The following is a 15,669-nucleotide window of genomic DNA, read 5'->3' as shown; positions in this document are numbered from 1 at the left end:
GATGGCCAGAATAAAACTGCCGACGGTGAGTGAATTAACGGCTGAACAGCAGCAGCAATATGCCCGTTTCCCCGCCAACCTTACGCTGGGGCTGTTGAAAACCAGCCGTTCGGCGCAGGGATATCTGTCCCTGGGGGCTTCCTTTCCTGCCGGGCGACTGTGCGATAAAGATCGGGAAATGATCATATTAAGGGTTGGCGCGTTGAGCGGCAGCGCTTATGAACGCATGCAACACTACCCACTGGCGATCCTTGCGGGGTGGCACGATGACGACATAGAAAAAATAGAGCAGGGTGTGGGCATCGACGCTAGAGGGGTCGCCATCTTGCATTTTGTCGATGAATGCGTGAAACAGGTGAAGGTCTCTGCCGACACATTTCACGCGGTCAGGCACTATTACGATGAGGTTCAACTGGCTGAGCTGTCATTAATGATTGGGCACTACATGATGACGGCGCGCTTTTTGGAAACGCTGGAAATCGATCTGGACGATCAAGCGACGTCCTGGGAAAACATGTCAACGGATTGAGTGCGCACGCCCGGCGTGAGCGCGATAAAAAAGCCGATAACCCCAGGTTATCGGCTTTTAATGTGCAATGGCAGAGGGTTACGCCGGCAGCTGCTGCGCGGTTTTCTCGACCAATGCCAGCAACAGCTTGATGTCTTCCAGCGTGACGATCGGGTTCAGCAGCGTCATCTTCAGGCAGGTTACGCCATCGAACTCGGTCACGCCGACGTTGGCGCGGCCCGATTCCAGCAAGGCGTCACCGATACGCTGGTTAAACAGCGCGACGGCCGCGTCGCCGTTCGCCGCCAGCTGCGCCGGACGGTAGCGGAACAGCACGCTGGCCAGCTGCGGCTGCATCACCAGTTCCAGCGATTCCTGATCGGCGATGTAACGCGCCACCTGTTGCGCCAGCGAGACGCCATGATCGATGATCTCGGCATACTGCTTCTGCCCCAGCGCTTCCAGCCCCATCCACAGCTTCAATGCATCGAAGCGGCGGGTGGTCTGCAGCGATTTGGAGACCAGGTTCGGCACGCCTTGCGCTTCGTCGAATTCGGAGTTCAGGTAGGCCGCCTGATAGCGCATCAGCTCGTAGTGGCGCTCGTCTTTCAGCAGGAAGGCGCCGCAGCTGATGGTCTGGAAGAACTGCTTATGGAAGTCCAGGGTGATGGAGTCCACCAGCTCCAGGCCGTCCAGGTAGTCGCGGTACTGCTCGGAGAGCAGCAGCGCGCCGCCCCAGGCCGCATCCACGTGCACCCAAATTTTCTGCTCCGCCGCCAGCCGCGCGATATCGCGCAGCGGGTCGATCGCGCCGGCATCGGTGGTGCCGGCGGTGGCGACGATCGCCATCACCTGCTCGCCGTTAGCCTTGGCCTGCGCCAGTTTTTCCGCCAGATCGTTCACGTCCATGCGGGCGAAGCGATCGGTTTTCACCAGCGTGACGGACTGGTAGCCGAGGCCCATCAGCGCCATGTTCTTCTGCACCGAGAAGTGGGCGTTTTCAGAACAGAACACTTTCAGCTTGCGCAGATCGCCCACCAGACCGTCCTGTTGCACGGAGTGGCCCTGACGCGCGAAGAATGCATCGCGCGCCAGCATCAGCCCCATCAGGTTGCTCTGGGTGCCGCCGCTGGTGAACACCCCGGCGTCGCCGGGCTGGTAACCGACCTGGGCGCGCAGCCACTCGATCAGCTTCATTTCGATCAGCGTGGCCGACGGGCTCTGATCCCAGGAATCCATGCTCTGGTTGGTGGCGTTGATCAGCACTTCAGCGGCCTGGCTAATCACCAGGCTCGGGCAGTGCAGGTGCGCCACGCACTGCGGGTGGTGCACCGACAGGCTGTCTTTCAAAAAGTACTCGATGGCGCGCTCGATCGCCGCCTGGTTGCCCAGGCCTTGCGGGGTAAAGTCGAGCTGGATGCGCTCGCGCAGTTCGGCAACGCTTTTGCCCTGATACATCTCGGGCTGTTGCAGCCACTGCACGACGGCTTCACTGCTCTGTGCGATCGCCTGGCGGTAAGCCTCGGCGCTGTGCGCCGAGGAAGCCAGAATCGGGTTTAACTTGGACATCGCGGTCATTCGCTCCAATCAGACTGGCTTGACGCCGGCGGCCAACAGCGCCTGCTCAAATTTATCCAGGAAAATACCCAGCTCATCATTGGTGATCAGCAGGGAAGGCAACAGGCGCAGCACACAGCCGTTGCGCCCGCCGCGCTCCAGGATCAAGCCGGATTCGAAGCATTTTTTCTGCAGCAGCGCGGACAGCTCGCCATCGGCCGGGTAGCAGCCCATGTGATCCTGCGCTTCGTTCGGCTTGACGATCTCGATGCCGATCATCAGGCCCAGACCGCGGACGTGACCGATCACCGGATAACGTTTCTGCAGCTCGGCCAGCTTGCCTTTGAGCCATTCGCCTTGAGCGGCCACTTTGTCGGCGACCTTATGCTCCTTCAGGTACTGCAGGGTGGTCAGGCCGGTGGCCATCGCCAGCTGGTTGCCGCGGAAGGTGCCGGTGTGGTGGCCCGGTTCCCAGGCATCGAACTCTTTTTTGATGCCCAGCACCGCGAGCGGCAAGCCGCCGCCGACCGCTTTCGACATCACGATGATGTCCGGCTCGATGCCGGCGTGTTCGAAGGCGAACAGCTTGCCCGTACGGGCGAAACCGGCCTGAACTTCGTCGATGATCAGCAGAATGCCGTGTTCCTGCGTCACTTTGCGAATGCGCTGCAGCCACTCGGCCGGGGCCGGGTTAACCCCGCCTTCGCCCTGAACGGCTTCCAGGATCACCGCCGCCGGTTTACGCACGCCGCTTTCCACGTCGTTAATCAGATTATCGAAGTAGTAGGTCAGCGCCTTGACGCCGGCTTCGCCGCCGATGCCCAGCGGGCAGCGGTATTCATGCGGATAAGGCATGAATTGCACTTCCGGCATCATGCCGTTGATGGCCGCTTTCGGCGACAGGTTGCCGGTGACCGACAGCGCGCCGTGGGTCATGCCGTGGTAGCCGCCGGAGAAGCTGATCACGCCGGAACGGCCAGTGTGTTTTTTCGCCAGCTTCAGCGCGGCTTCCACCGCATCGGCGCCGGACGGGCCGCAGAACTGCAGGCAGTACCCTTTGCCTTCGCCCGGCAACAGAGAGAGCAGGTAGTCGGAGAAACGATCTTTCAACGGGGTCGTGAGATCGAGAGTATGTAACGGCAAGCCGCTGGTAATGACATTTTGGATGCTTTGCAGGACGTCGGGGTGATTATGTCCAAGAGCCAACGTTCCCGCCCCGGCCAGGCAATCAAGATATTGATTATTCTCAACATCAGTGATCCAAACGCCCTGGGCTTTCGCAATTGCCAACGGCAATTTGCGCGGATAACTCCTAACATTCGACTCAAATTCGGCTTGACGCGCCAAATAGGTTTCATTGTTTCCGTTTAATGAGTTTGCAACTAAAGTATCAATACGGACTTTATCCGTCATCATATCTCTCCTACAACCGAAGGTCTCAAGACGCAACGATTGAATTAATGAATTAGAAAAGTAACTGCCTTGTGAAAAGCGCGACCAATATATGGCTTTTTCGCCTGGGACTCAATAGCCGATTTTGTTTTGAATTGTTTAGTTTTTTCTTAGGCTCATCAATATGTTGTTGATTTGTTGACCGTTGGTTTTGCCGGCAAAAAACAACATTTCTTTAACATTGCGTAAAAATCCTTTTCTGCTTTCCTTTGGCTGCTTCTTTAATGCATTTATTATTAAGGTGAATTTCCGATTAATAACATAAATAGAAAATAGCGGCTTATTTTCATCTATTCACCACCTTAAGTCCTATAGCGGTTATATACACAAAATTTGTGATGAATATAAGCAGTCGAGCGTTAAAAGCGCAGTATCCAGAGTGGTGATTTCTTGCAGATTTTACGTAGCGCGATCAAAACAGCGGGATTTTTGTGCGGCGCCGGCGTGTCTGCCGGCGCCGCGGTCATTAACGTTGCCGTAACCAGGCATGATAGCGCCGCAGAGTGCGGCGGGTGCGCCACCGATCGATGAGCAGCGACCACAGCGGGGAGTAGCGCACGTTGCGCGTCCGATCGCGGCTCAGAGCGTGCATGCGGCGCTTGATCAGCGCCATGCGGGCGAGCAGCGTCAGCGTTTTGTCGCGCCATTTTACCGGTGCGGGCAGCGCATGAGGGGCTTCACCGGTTTGCCAGCGGCGCGGCAGATCGGGAATTTCCGCCATGGCGGTGGCGATGCCGACCACCGCGACGCCGCTGTTCAGCACCCGTTGCGCCACCGACGGGCGGGCGATGCCGCCGGTGGTCATCACCGGCATGCGCGCTACTGCGGCGAGATCGCGGGCGAAGGTCAGAAAATAGGCTTCGCGCGCCAGGGTGCTGTCGTCTGCGGCTTCCCCCTGCATCGCCGGGCTTTCATAACTCCCGCCCGACAACTCCACCAGATCGACCGGCAGTTCGTTGAGCATCAACAATACCTGTCGGGCCTCGTCCGGCGAAAAGCCGCCGCGCTGAAAATCGGCTGAATTGAGCTTCACCGCCACGCAAAAGTCTGGCGAGACACGCTGGCGCACCGCGCGCACCACCTCCAGCAGCAGACGGGCGCGATTCGCCAGTTCGCCCCCCCAACGATCGCTGCGCTGGTTGGCCAACGGCGACAAAAACTGGGAGATCAGGTAGCCGTGCGCCGCGTGGATCTGCACGCCGGTAAACCCGGCCTTTTCGGCGGCGTGCGCGCTGGCGGCGCAGCGGGCGATCACCTCGGTAATCTGCGTTTCGCTCATGGCCTCCGGCTGCGCGAACGCCTTGCTGTACTTGCCCATCGCCATCGGGATGGCGGAGGGCGCCCAGGCGTTGCCGCCCATGTTGGCCATCACCTGACGGCCCGGGTGGCTGAGCTGCATCCATACCTGCGCGCCTTCCTGGCGCGAGGCCGCCGCCCAGGTTTTGAACGCCTCGAGCGGCGTATCCTGTTCCAGCACCACGCCGCCGGGGCCGGTCATGGCGCGTCCGTCGATCATCACGTTGCCGGTGATGATGAGGCCGGCGCCGCCGATACCCCAGTGGCGATACAGACGCCATAGTGCGGGGCCGGGCAGTTGGCCTTCATCGGCCAGATTTTCTTCCAACGCGGCTTTGGCCAAACGGTTGGGTAAGCGGCTGCCGTTGGGCAGAATCAGCGGGGTAAACATCGGGTACGTTCCTGTCGCAGGGGGAATGGCGCTATACTAGGTTTAAAGTTAACTTTAAGGTCAATAGGGCATGAAAATCGGAGAGTTGGCGGAACGCGCCGGCATGGCCGCCTCGGCGATACGTTACTACGAACAGCAGGGTCTGCTGCCCAAAGCGGTGCGCGGCGTTAACGGATATCGGGTGTATAGCGAAAGCGCGTTGGAGCGGCTGCACCTGATCCAAATCGGCCAGAATCTGGGGTTCTCGCTGCAGGCGATCCGCGGGGTATTGGCGCTGCAGGGCAGCGCCTATCAGGATGGGTTGATGCAAGGCGTCGACAGCCGGCTGGCGGAAATCGAACGGATGATGGCGACGCTGAACGAGCAGCGTGAGACGTTGATGGCGACGCGGCGTATTCTGTTGGAATCCGGCGTGGCGGGATTATGCCGCGCAAAAAATGAAAAACAGGCCGGTGCGTGGCCGGCCTGCAAAGATTAACGGTGTTTAAAGGCGGCGCGTCCGGCATATACCGCCGCGCTGCCCAATTGGTCTTCGATGCGCATCAGCTGATTGTATTTTTCGATCCGCTCGCCGCGGCACGGCGCGCCGGTTTTCACATGGCCGGCTCGCATCGCAACCGTCATATCGGCGATAAAGCTGTCGACGGTTTCGCCGCTGCGGTGTGAGATAAAGGCGCCCCAGCCATTTGCCTGGCAAAGCTGCACGGCGGCGAAAGTTTCGCTCAGCGTGCCAATCTGGTTCAGCTTGATCAGCGCCGCATTGGCCAATCTTTCATCAATCCCGCGCTGGATGTATTTCACGTTGGTGACGAACAGATCGTCACCGACCAGTTCCACCTGATCGCCCAGGGCGTCGCTGAGAATGCGCCAGCCCGCCCAGTCGTCCTCGGCCAAACCGTCTTCAATCAGCACGATGGGAAAATCTTGCACCAGCCGCTGGTAATAGGCCGTCATCTGTTCGGCATCCAGCTCAGCGTTTTCGCTGCGCAGGCGGTATTTGCCGTTGGCATAGAATTCACTCGAGGCCGGGTCCATGCAAATGGCGATATCGTCTCCCGGTTGATAACCGGCTTTCTCTATCGCCTGCACGATCAGCTCCAGCGGTTGCCGGTTCGAGGCAACCGCCGGCGCGAAACCACCTTCGTCGCCGACGCCGACCGACAGGCCTTTTTCCAACAGGATTTGGCGCAGCGCCTGATAAACTTCACTGCCCCAGCGCACGGCCTCGCGCAGCGACGGCGCGCCCAGCGGCGCTATCATAAACTCCTGAAAGTCCGCGCCTTGCCAGCGGGCATGCACGCCGCCGTTGATGATATTCATGCAGGGCACCGGCAGCAGGTTGGCGCCGATACCGCCCAGATAACGATACAGCGGCAGCTGCGACAATTTCGCCGCGAGGCGGGCGGCCGCCAAAGAAACGCCAAGCAGGGCGTTGGCTCCCAATCGGCTCTTGTTCTCGCTGCCGTCCAGCGCGATCAGCCGGCGGTCTATCTCCTCTTGTTGGCGCACATCCACCCCGCGCAGCGCCTCGTTGATCGCCGTTTTGACGCTGTGCACCGCCTCCAATACGCCTTTGCCGCCGTAACGGTGCGGATCGCCGTCGCGGTGTTCCACTGCCTCGCGCGAACCGGTGCTGGCGCCGGAGGGAACCGAAGCCCGTGCTACGACGCCCGCCGCAGTCATTTCAACTTCGACGGTGGGATTGCCGCGCGAATCTAGGATCTCTCTGGCGGTTACGTTTTCAATTTCATAGCTCATGGATGATCACCTCATTCTAGGGAGTAGGCACGTGCTTTATCAGCACGTCGATCGACAAATGGTTAACGAACTCGAAGCCGAAGGAGGCAAAGACGCCGAATGGTCGGTTCTGATGGCCAAGCAGCAACAGATCGACGCCTTCACGGGCAATCAGGGTTTCAACGTCTTTGAAGCGATGGATGCTGACCATTGCGCGCACCTCCAGGGGGATTGAGCAGTCTTCCACCAGGCGGCTGAGCATGGCTTTGGCGGCGATCTCCTCGCTGGACTGGCGATCTTTGGTTTGTGCATCGCTGAGGTAGTCCAGCTCGGCATAGTCGGCGCTGATGTGCGCCACGGTAATGCGCGTATTCATCTGCTGATTGAGGCGTTCGGCGTGGCGCAACAGCAGCCGGCCGTCGCGTTCATCCTGCACCAGCAGTAAAGCATGTTGATAGAGCGGCATGACTTATCTCCCTGCGTTAGCAATCTGTAGGGTTAACCACGGTAAAACCTCTTTTTTCCGGCTCGTCATGCCGGGCAGCGACACCTGCCGAATGGCCAGCACCCGGTTCGACGAGAAATACAGGGTAGAGCGGTGGCGGGTGATATCGGTAACCAGCAGCGCGGCCATCTCCAGCCCGGCCTCCTGCTTAGCCTGCTCGAGCGCCTGTTGCAGCGCGGGCAACAGCGGATCGATATCGCTCATAGCCCGCACTTCTATCTGCGACAGCAGCAGCGAGACGCTATGGATGCGGTAATTCTTGGCGTCACGGTGCAGCAACTGCGGGGCGGATTGCCTCGAAAGATCGGTTTTGGCGGCAAGCAATCCGGCGGTGAAGGCGTCATAGTCAACGTGAGAGATTGCGCATAACCGCGCGACCGCCACCCGATCCTGTTCGGTGGTGGTCGGTGCGCTCAGCGCAACGGTATCGCTCAAAATCGCGCCCAGCAGCAGCGTGGCCTGGGCGGAAGAAAGCGGCATCGGCGTATCTGACGTCAGTATGGACAGGATCACGGTGGCGCAACAGCCAACGGCGCGGATCCAGACATCGGGCGGGTTGCGGGTGATCAAGGTGCCCAGCCGGTGATGATCGATAACGCCGACCACATCGCTGTCGGGCAATGAGGCCGGCCCTTGTTCGACGTCGGTAAAATCCACCAGCCAGACTTTGCGGTCACGGAGATCGTCTGTCAGCAGCGCAGGCGCCTGTACGCCGGCGGCGGCCAGTATGTAGCGGGTTTCCGGCGTCAATTCGCCAAGGCGGAAAGCGACGGCCGGTTTGCCGAGGTGATTGAGCCAGTCCGCGACCACCAGCGCGCTGCAGATACTGTCGCTGTCGGGATTTTTATGGCCGAAAACGTACAGCGGCATTTCCCGCACGGCGAGATCAGGCTGGGACGGAAAAGGGGTAATACGTGAGATTTCATTCATAGCGACTCCTGACATACCTGCCTAAAAAATAAAGCGAAGTTGTATATCAGGCGTCATCATCCGGTTCGAGCGAACGCGGCGGTTGGGAAAGGTGGAACACCATCACCTTGTGAACGACTGTAGCGCAGCGCGGTGGCAAACGCAACGCCCGGCAAAGCTGGCGAGAATGCATAATCGGATTGATACTGAGTGAGTCTATGATGGACAAGGATATTTGCCGCTAACCGACGGATAGGCTGAACGGAATCACGCCGGCCGGCTGCATCGGATCCGTGGGTGTCACAATGGGAGTCAACATGCTCGAGCCATGCTTCCCCGAAAACGAAGCCGAACGCCTGTCGGTATTGGATTCGCTGAACGTGCTTGATTCGAACTCAGTAGAAAAGCTGGATCGCATCACGCGGCTGGCTGCGAAATATTTCGGCGTCACCATTGCGCTGGTGTCACTGATCGACCGCGATCGTCAATGGTTTTTATCACGTTATGGCCTGGATGTCCGGGAAACGCCGCGCAACATCTCGTTCTGCGGCCATGCCATCCTGCAACGCGAAGCGCTGGTGGTGCCCGATACCGCGCAGGATCCGCGCTTTTTCGATAACCCACTGGTGGTCGGTGGCCCGCGCATCGGCTTCTACGTCGGGCAACAGCTGCTGTCCCTCGACGGGTTGCCGCTCGGCACGCTATGCATTATCGACAGCCACCCGCAGTCGTTTCCTCAAGATAAACTGGCCGACCTGCGTGACTTCGCCGCGGTGGTGGAAGAGTATCTGCAGAGCATCGAACGCAACGTCTATACCGAAAACCTGAAATCCGATCTGCAGCGCACGGAGGCGTTATTCGAACAGACTTTCTCTCAGGCGGCGGTGGGCATGGCGCTGGTTTCGCTGCAGGGGTATTGGCTGCGGGTCAATCCGCGCATCTGTGAAATGCTGCAATACTCCGAGCGCGAGCTGATGGATCGCACCTTTCAGGACATTACCTATCCGCTCGATCTCAACACCGATCTGGAAAAACTGCAGCAGTTGCTGAGAAACGAGATCGACACCTACTCGCTGGAGAAACGCTATTTCCGCGCCGATGGCACGATCGTATGGGTGGAACTGACGGTGGCGCTGAATCGGCTGCCGAACGGCAAGCCGGATCATTTCATCTCGGTCATCGTCGATATCAGCGAGCGCAAGGCGGCGGAGGCCGACCTGTATGCCTTGCAGCATGAGCTGGAAGAACGCGTCGAAATTCGTACGCATGAGCTTAACGTGGTGGTCAAACAGCTTAACGAAGAGATAGAAACCCGGGTGCTCGCCGAATCTCAGCTCAGTGCGGAAAAAGAACGCCTGCGCGCCATTACCGACAATATGCCGGCGTTAATCAGCCAGATCGACGCCAATGAACGCTACCTGTTCGCCAATAGCGCCTATAAGACCTGGTTTGGTCTGGAAGAGGCTAGCCTGCAGGGCATGACGGTGCGCGAGTTCATGGGGGAAAGCGTGTATCAGATGGCCCGGCCGATGATCGCGCGGGCTTTGGCGGGCGAAATGGTCAGCTTCGAAAACGAATTGCAGACCCAGCAGGGGCTGCTGATGATCCATACCACGCTGGTGCCGTGCGAGGCTCAGGGCTTTTACATTCTCTCCATGGATATCACCGAGTTGAAGCGGCTGCAGCAACGATTGGAATATGACGCCACGCACGACATGCTGACCGGGTTGACCAACCGACGCGCATTTCTGCGCCGGTTGTCGGGCACGTTGCAAGTCTGCTGTCATCAGCGGCAGATGGCCCTGTTGTTCATCGATCTCGATGGTTTTAAGGGCATGAACGACAGTTACGGCCATGACTTTGGCGATCTGATCCTGAAGACGTTCGCCAAATTGCTCAGCGCTTGCGCCGGCGAGCGCCATAGCGTCTCGCGTCTGGCCGGTGACGAATTCACGGTGATCCTGTGGCCGCTGACAGCGCCGCGGCCTGAGGTCAGCGCGTTTTGCGAAAAGGTGTTGGCGGAGCTGGCCGGTATTTCGCAGATCGGTCAGCAGAAGGTCTGCCTGTCCGCCAGCATTGGCGCCGCTATCTCTGCGAGTGGGGACGTGACGCCGGAAATGCTGCTGGCCAGCGCCGACGGCGCGATGTATCAGGCGAAATCCGCCGGCAAAGGCACTTACGCCATCTGTGAGCTATGAGCCAATGTTTACGACATCTCAGTAAGAACGAAGACGAGCGCCTGGCGGCCATCGATGCGCTGGCGGGGTTGGGCGCCGGCCATGACGACGCGATCCATCAGGTGCTGACGATCACCTGCAAGATGTTACAGGCCGAGGGCTGCCTCATTTACCTGCACGGAACGCGCAAGATTTGGATCCGCGAGCACATTGACGTCGGGTTCGAGGAGATCGAATGCGTGAAGCGGGGATCGCGTTTCCCATCTCGATCAACGTGACGGCCGGCAATCTGGCCGAGCGGCACTTTGCGGCGCGGTTGAATGAAGCCATCACCCGGCGCGGGCTGCAGGCGGGGGACATTGAGATAGAGTGCCTGGAGTCGCAACGCATTCAGGAAAGCAGCGCGGCGTTGGCCTGTCTGCATGCGCTCAAGGCCAACGGGCATCGCATCGCGCTGGATGATTTCGGCGCCGGCTACAGCAATTTAAACTATCTGCGCCATATCCCCGCCGACGTCGTCAAACTGGACACCTCCCTGATAAGACTGCTGAAGAGCGATGCGGAAAGCCGCATCATCGTGCAAAGCATCATCGATATGCTGCATAAACTCAACTATGAAGTCTTGGCGGAAGGGGTGGAAGACCTGGAGTCGCTCCACTACCTGACCGAGTATCGGTGCGATGTCGTACAGGGCTTCTATTTTTCACCGGCGGTGACGTTGGAAAAGCTGTGCGCGCTCGTCGACATTCACGGGCAGCAGCGGCGAAATGCCTGAGGCAGCGCCGCTCATGGCGCGCCAACCGGAAATCGCCGGCGATTCTCACCCAGGCGCAGGCCATGACTGTCCGTCAATGTCGTCACCCGGTCAGGCCTGGTAAGTGCGCAGCCAGGCGGCGAATGTTCTCACGACGTCATCGTCCCGGTCGCGCAGCAGCAGAGAATAGACGCCGGTTCGGATGGTCAGCGTCGGGAAAGGCGACACCAGTCGGCCTGACGACAGGTGTTTGGCGCAGAACAAATAAGGCACAACGGCCAGCCCCAGGCCGTCTTCGGCCGCCTGAATGGCGGCGAAGGTATGATCGAGCGTGAGCGGCGGCGGCGAAGCGTCCAGCGCCGTCGGATAAGCATTCAGCCAGCTGCGCCACAAATCTTCCCGGGCGCGGATGCGGATGGCGGTATGCTCGCCAAGCGTGTCCGGCGCAATGACCGGTCTGGCGTGCAAATAGCTCTGGCTGCAGACCAGCAGGCTGTCTTCCTGCAGGAAAGGGAGCGCTTTCAGCCCGGAGAAGTGCGCGGGATCGCGCCGGATCGCCACGTCAAACGGCGTATTGCGATCGACGGCGCCGATGCCGGTGGTGATATCAATCGCGACCCCCGGATGACGCTCATTGAATGCCGCCAGCTTCGGCATCAGCCAGTGCATGGTGAACGTCGGCAGGCTGTGCACCACCAGCCGCTGCTGGCCGGCGCTCGCTTTCAGCGCGCTCTCCGCAGCAAACAGTTCGCCGATGACCCGGGACGCAGTGCGGGAAAAGTTCTCACCGGCCTGCGTCAGCCGCACGGATTTGTGTCCGCGATAAAACAGCGTGATCCCCAGCTGTGCTTCGAGACTGCGAATATGGCGGCTGACCGCGCCGGTGGTGAGAAACAGCTCATCCGCAGCGGCGCTGAAGCTGCCGAGACGGGCGGCGGCTTCGAAAGCGGACAGGTGCGGCAGGGAGTGGATTTTTTTCATAGGTTGAGTCTAGCTCAACCAAATGGGGGAAGAAAGATCGTTTGTCAGCCTTTGATTTTGCTCACTATGATGAGGCATCTCCTTCTGATTGCTGAGTTTATGATGCGGATCTTTTGGCTATCGGTCATGCGTGTTAATGGCGTTATTCTCCCCCTGCGGTTGGCAGGGAGGCGGCGCTGAAATGCGGGCTTTTTATCTGCTTTGCGTGAGCCGGGCGGGTCTGTGTCTGGGCACCATGATGTTCGCCGGCGCGCTGCCGACCATCAGGAGCGAGTGGCAGCTCGACGCCGCTTCGGCCGGCACAGTGCAGACGGTGTTCAGCCTGACCAACGCCCTGGCGTTGCTGGTGGCCTCCTGGTGGTGTGATTCGTTGGGCGCCCGCCGGGTTTATCTGCTGTTCTCCTGGCTGGGCGCCGCTGCGTTGATGCTGTTCGCCGTATTTGCCCATTCTTATCTCAGCGCGTTGGTGTTGATGGCCTTCGTCGGTTTGACGCAGGGCGGGGCTTATACGCCGGCGCTGCTGTTGGCGATGGGGATGAACGGTCCGGCGCGGCGCGGTTATGCCATCGGCATGGTGCTGGCGGCCAGTTCGTTGGGGTATTTTCTGTCGGTTTTCATCGCCGGTTGGAGCGCCATGCGCTGGGGCGCCGGCGTGGCGTTTTCTCTGTGCGCCGCCGGTGCGTTACTGGGAGCGCTGGCGGGATCGTTGGCCCTGGTCGGTTATCGGGAACCGCAGCCGCGCACGCTGGAGAGGAGGACGAAACGTGAGAGCTATGCTATCACCTATGCGACCCTGCTGTTGCTGATCGGGTATATCGCCCACAGCTGGGAACTGCTCGGCAACTGGGCCTGGGCGCCCAGCCTGGTCAGCGAGGCGTTGAGCGGTTTCTCTCTGGATCCGCTCAGCGCCGGATTGATCGTCGCGGCGGTGATCCACCTGGCCGGCATGATCGCCACGCTGATTGTCGGCACCGTTTCCGACTATTTCAATCGCGCGTCGGTGCTGATGTTTATGGGCGCCGCCGGCGCGTTGGGTTCGCTGCTGATGGGAGGGTCGGCGAACTGGGGGCCGGGCTGGACGCTGCTGCTCGTCAGCATCGGCAGTTTCTTTATTCTCGGCGACTCCGGCGTGCTGTCGGCCGCGATGGCGGACAACGTACCGCCGCAACAGCTCGGCAGCGTGATGGGCTGGCGATCGTTGCTGGGGTTCGGCATCGGTTCGTTCGCCCCTTTCTCCTTTGGCGTGGTGATGGATACCACCCACAGTTGGGGCGCGTCTTATGCCGTATTGGCCTGCGGCGGCGGGGTAGCCTGTCTGGCGGCCTGCTTGCTTTGGCGACAACATTTGAAATGAGGTACGGACATCATTAAATGAATGGAACATCATCACGCATTGTTATCGTGGGCGCCGGGATTGTCGGGGCATCGATCGCCTATCATCTCGCGCGTCAGGGGCAGCGCGTTATCGTCGTTGAGCAGGCGCATCCCGCGGCGGGGGCCACAGGCAGCTCGTTCGGCTGGATCAGCGAAGGCGTGCCAGAGGGCGCTCCCGATGCGTTTCTGCGGCGCGAGATCGTGGCTGACTGGGTGCGGCTGACGCAGGAGATCCCGGAATTGTGGGTGAATTGGTCCGGCGCGCTCAGCTATGGTCAGGCGCCGGCGACGCAAAACCCCGACAATCGGCGTCTGTCCTCCGCCGAGGTGATGGCGCTGGAGCCGGCGCTCGGGCTGCCCGATAGCCAGGCCTATTTTGCGGCGCGCGATGGCGCGGTCGATCCGCAAGAAGTGACACAGCGGCTGCTCGAACGGGTAGGCGCGTTGGGCGGAGAGTTGCTTCTGGGACGTGCGGTCAGCGGATTTCTGCGCGAGGCCGGTGGTCAGATAACCGGCATCGTTACCGAGGAGGGCGCGATCGCCGCCGAACGGGTAGTGCTCGCCTGCGGTACGGGGATCTCGGCGCTGCTGGACGGCAGCGAATTCTTGTTGCCGATCGAGGCGTCGCCGGCAATTTTGTTGCGCTATCACGCGGCGGCGCAGGCGGTGAACACGCTGATTGCGGGCGACGACATCGAAGCGCGTCATGCGCAAAATGGCGATCTGCTCGCGGCGGAGGATTATCCTGCGGGCGGCGATGTCAAACGCGTGGAAGAGGACGCGCGATCGGCGATTCAAAACCGCCTGCACGGCTCGGCGCCATTGCAACTGCAGGCGTGTTCGGTGGGGCTGCGCCCCAGGCCGCGCGACGGTTATCCCATCCTCGGGCCGCTGGGCGCCACCTGTCTCTATGTGGCGGTGATGCATCCGGCCGTGATGTGCGCTCCGACGTTGGGTCGGCTGGTCAGCGACGAGCTGTTGCACGGCGTTAATCCCGCCATTCCTCACGGTTACCGCCCGGCGCGATTTATTGATGATGGGGGTGAAGGGGGGGATATCATCGCGATTGCCGGTCGGTTCGCGCTGGATACCGCGCAGCCGCCGCTCAGTCTTTATCCCTATGCGCCGGTTTATAAGATAGGGGAGCACGTCCTGAAGCGCACCCGTCCGACGTCGGGCGAAGCCCAGGCGCTGGCGGCGTATCTCACCGCGTTGCATCGTCAGGGCGTTGACGTCGTGGCGCCGACGGCCTGTCCGCAAGAGATAGCGGGCAGTATGTGGGTGGTTTATCCCTTTGTGGCGGGAGAAAAATATGCGGGCCGCGATGAGCAGATTATCGCGGCGGGCAGGCTGTTGGGAAGGATCCACGCGTTATCTTCGGCAGACAATAACGCCGGGCTGGCGGTTTATGACGAGTATGCACTGACTGAAGACGATATCTCGGCGGATCTGGACGAGATCGCCAGTCATGCGGCAAGCCAGGGGCTGACGCTCGACATCGAGGCGCTAAAAACGCGTATGCTGCAGATTGCCGGGCGGCAGACGGCGCTTAGCGCACGGGGTCTCCCTTGCGTGGAAACGCCCTATGACTTTAAAGCCGATAATCTGATTTATGTCGCGCAGGATAGGCCAGTGCTGATCGACCCCGACAACGCGCTGTTTTTGCCGCGCGTGTTCGATCTGGCGCTGGTCCTGCTGCTGTTCCACAACGCACTGGACTCGGCGCCCGACCGCGTGTTCACCGTACGGGAATGGCGGCTGTTTTTGACGGGGTACGGTGAGTCTGTCGCGTTGACGGCCGGCGAAGTGCAAAGCTGGCATCAGGCGGTAGAGCATCTGTTTCTCGACGAAGTCCTGTGGCTGATGGCGGACTTTGCCGATGGCTGGCGCGATCCTCGGCAAACGGCGCTGTTCTTCTCTCTGATCGGGCTGCTGGATAATCTTTCCGACTACGGATTAACACCGTAATGCGCTCAACGTTGCAGTGGTTTTTTGCGCCGTTGGCGAGGCTCTTATATATTTATTAGC

Annotated in this window: 14 protein-coding genes and 1 riboswitch; of the genes, 7 read left to right on the top strand and 7 right to left on the bottom strand. The window is 60.0% G+C overall.

Annotated features, from left to right (window positions below; translation table 11 throughout):
- Position 1: 1 nt before the first annotated feature.
- Complete coding sequence (locus J0X03_RS11900; RefSeq protein WP_069100362.1) at positions 2 to 529, top strand: carboxymuconolactone decarboxylase family protein; 528 nt, start codon at positions 2 to 4, stop codon at positions 527 to 529.
- Positions 530 to 607: 78 nt separating this feature from the next.
- On the opposite strand, the gene J0X03_RS11895 is transcribed toward J0X03_RS11900, so the two are convergent.
- The 3 genes from J0X03_RS11895 to J0X03_RS11885 form a co-directional block, all read right to left on the bottom strand.
- On the bottom strand, positions 608 to 2,077 hold the full coding sequence (locus tag J0X03_RS11895; protein WP_069100365.1) for a pyridoxal phosphate-dependent decarboxylase family protein: 1,470 nt from the start codon (positions 2,075 to 2,077) through the stop codon (positions 608 to 610).
- 18 nt (positions 2,078 to 2,095) lie between these two features.
- A complete protein-coding gene (locus J0X03_RS11890) occupies positions 2,096 to 3,478 on the bottom strand; it encodes a diaminobutyrate--2-oxoglutarate transaminase (protein ID WP_071845182.1) in 1,383 nt (460 codons plus the stop codon).
- Positions 3,479 to 3,983: 505 nt separating this feature from the next.
- Positions 3,984 to 5,204, bottom strand: coding sequence for an NADH:flavin oxidoreductase/NADH oxidase family protein (locus J0X03_RS11885; protein ID WP_160204293.1), 1,221 nt, complete (start codon positions 5,202 to 5,204; stop codon positions 3,984 to 3,986).
- A gap of 70 nt (positions 5,205 to 5,274) precedes the next feature.
- Here J0X03_RS11885 and J0X03_RS11880 point away from each other — a divergent pair, with 70 nt between their 5' ends.
- Positions 5,275 to 5,682, top strand: coding sequence for a MerR family transcriptional regulator (locus J0X03_RS11880; RefSeq protein ID WP_033643072.1), 408 nt, complete (start codon positions 5,275 to 5,277; stop codon positions 5,680 to 5,682).
- Here J0X03_RS11880 and eno read toward each other — a convergent pair.
- From eno to J0X03_RS11865, 3 genes are read right to left on the bottom strand one after another with little or no spacing between them, the layout of a single operon-like run.
- Positions 5,679 to 6,962 (bottom strand): phosphopyruvate hydratase, encoded by a 1,284-nt coding sequence (gene eno / locus J0X03_RS11875; protein ID WP_160204294.1) that lies wholly within the window; start codon positions 6,960 to 6,962, stop codon positions 5,679 to 5,681. The two genes, J0X03_RS11880 and eno, sit on opposite strands and share 4 nt — an antisense overlap.
- Positions 6,963 to 6,978: 16 nt before the next feature.
- On the bottom strand, positions 6,979 to 7,407 hold the full coding sequence (locus tag J0X03_RS11870; protein WP_160204295.1) for an adenine nucleotide alpha hydrolase family protein: 429 nt from the start codon (positions 7,405 to 7,407) through the stop codon (positions 6,979 to 6,981).
- Between the two features lie 3 nt (positions 7,408 to 7,410).
- Positions 7,411 to 8,376 (bottom strand): DHH family phosphoesterase, encoded by a 966-nt coding sequence (locus J0X03_RS11865; RefSeq protein WP_160204296.1) that lies wholly within the window; start codon positions 8,374 to 8,376, stop codon positions 7,411 to 7,413.
- A 40-nt stretch (positions 8,377 to 8,416) separates the two neighbouring features.
- Positions 8,417 to 8,492: riboswitch (Fluoride riboswitch) on the bottom strand.
- Between the two features lie 180 nt (positions 8,493 to 8,672).
- Between J0X03_RS11865 and J0X03_RS11860 the strand changes: the two genes are divergently transcribed.
- From J0X03_RS11860 to J0X03_RS11850, 3 genes are read left to right on the top strand one after another with little or no spacing between them, the layout of a single operon-like run.
- A complete protein-coding gene (locus tag J0X03_RS11860; protein ID WP_160204297.1) occupies positions 8,673 to 10,553 on the top strand; it encodes a diguanylate cyclase domain-containing protein in 1,881 nt (626 codons plus the stop codon).
- Positions 10,550 to 10,810 (top strand): hypothetical protein, encoded by a 261-nt coding sequence (locus J0X03_RS11855; protein ID WP_160204298.1) that lies wholly within the window; start codon positions 10,550 to 10,552, stop codon positions 10,808 to 10,810. The genes J0X03_RS11860 and J0X03_RS11855 overlap by 4 nt, the downstream gene beginning before the upstream one ends.
- Positions 10,768 to 11,307, top strand: coding sequence for an EAL domain-containing protein (locus J0X03_RS11850; RefSeq protein WP_160204299.1), 540 nt, complete (start codon positions 10,768 to 10,770; stop codon positions 11,305 to 11,307). The genes J0X03_RS11855 and J0X03_RS11850 overlap by 43 nt, the downstream gene beginning before the upstream one ends.
- 90 nt (positions 11,308 to 11,397) lie before the next feature.
- Here J0X03_RS11850 and J0X03_RS11845 read toward each other — a convergent pair whose 3' ends face one another.
- Entirely contained in the window at positions 11,398 to 12,267 is an 870-nt protein-coding gene (locus J0X03_RS11845) for a LysR substrate-binding domain-containing protein (protein ID WP_116286849.1), read from the bottom strand.
- A 181-nt stretch (positions 12,268 to 12,448) separates the two neighbouring features.
- Here J0X03_RS11845 and J0X03_RS11840 point away from each other — a divergent pair, with 181 nt between their 5' ends.
- On the top strand, positions 12,449 to 13,621 hold the full coding sequence (locus tag J0X03_RS11840; protein ID WP_230358673.1) for an MFS transporter: 1,173 nt from the start codon (positions 12,449 to 12,451) through the stop codon (positions 13,619 to 13,621).
- Between the two features lie 17 nt (positions 13,622 to 13,638).
- Positions 13,639 to 15,609, top strand: a complete 1,971-nt coding sequence (locus J0X03_RS11835) for an FAD-dependent oxidoreductase (protein ID WP_116286847.1) — start codon at positions 13,639 to 13,641, stop codon at positions 15,607 to 15,609.
- Positions 15,610 to 15,669: the final 60 nt, after the last annotated feature.

The sequence above is a fragment of the Serratia ureilytica genome (assembly GCF_017309605.1).
Classification (GTDB): Bacteria; Pseudomonadota; Gammaproteobacteria; order Enterobacterales; family Enterobacteriaceae; genus Serratia; species Serratia ureilytica.
Note: the sequence above shows the minus strand (reverse complement) of the source record. Positions and strands in the feature narration are given on the sequence as shown.

Bases quoted from the DNA above. Each gene is read 5' to 3' on its own strand.
- J0X03_RS11835 (WP_116286847.1), top strand. From the start codon at position 13,639: ATGAATGGAACATCATCACGCATTGTTATCGTGGGCGCCGGGATTGTC.
- J0X03_RS11895 (WP_069100365.1), bottom strand. From the start codon at position 2,077: ATGTCCAAGTTAAACCCGATTCTGGCTTCCTCGGCGCACAGCGCCGAG.
- J0X03_RS11865 (WP_160204296.1), bottom strand. From the start codon at position 8,376: ATGAATGAAATCTCACGTATTACCCCTTTTCCGTCCCAGCCTGATCTC.
- J0X03_RS11840 (WP_230358673.1), top strand. From the start codon at position 12,449: ATGCGGGCTTTTTATCTGCTTTGCGTGAGCCGGGCGGGTCTGTGTCTG.
- J0X03_RS11845 (WP_116286849.1), bottom strand. From the start codon at position 12,267: ATGAAAAAAATCCACTCCCTGCCGCACCTGTCCGCTTTCGAAGCCGCC.
- J0X03_RS11850 (WP_160204299.1), top strand. From the start codon at position 10,768: ATGCGTGAAGCGGGGATCGCGTTTCCCATCTCGATCAACGTGACGGCC.
- J0X03_RS11855 (WP_160204298.1), top strand. From the start codon at position 10,550: ATGAGCCAATGTTTACGACATCTCAGTAAGAACGAAGACGAGCGCCTG.
- eno (WP_160204294.1), bottom strand. From the start codon at position 6,962: ATGAGCTATGAAATTGAAAACGTAACCGCCAGAGAGATCCTAGATTCG.
- J0X03_RS11890 (WP_071845182.1), bottom strand. From the start codon at position 3,478: ATGACGGATAAAGTCCGTATTGATACTTTAGTTGCAAACTCATTAAAC.
- J0X03_RS11900 (WP_069100362.1), top strand. From the start codon at position 2: ATGGCCAGAATAAAACTGCCGACGGTGAGTGAATTAACGGCTGAACAG.
- J0X03_RS11860 (WP_160204297.1), top strand. From the start codon at position 8,673: ATGCTCGAGCCATGCTTCCCCGAAAACGAAGCCGAACGCCTGTCGGTA.
- J0X03_RS11885 (WP_160204293.1), bottom strand. From the start codon at position 5,204: ATGTTTACCCCGCTGATTCTGCCCAACGGCAGCCGCTTACCCAACCGT.
- J0X03_RS11870 (WP_160204295.1), bottom strand. From the start codon at position 7,407: ATGCCGCTCTATCAACATGCTTTACTGCTGGTGCAGGATGAACGCGAC.
- J0X03_RS11880 (WP_033643072.1), top strand. From the start codon at position 5,275: ATGAAAATCGGAGAGTTGGCGGAACGCGCCGGCATGGCCGCCTCGGCG.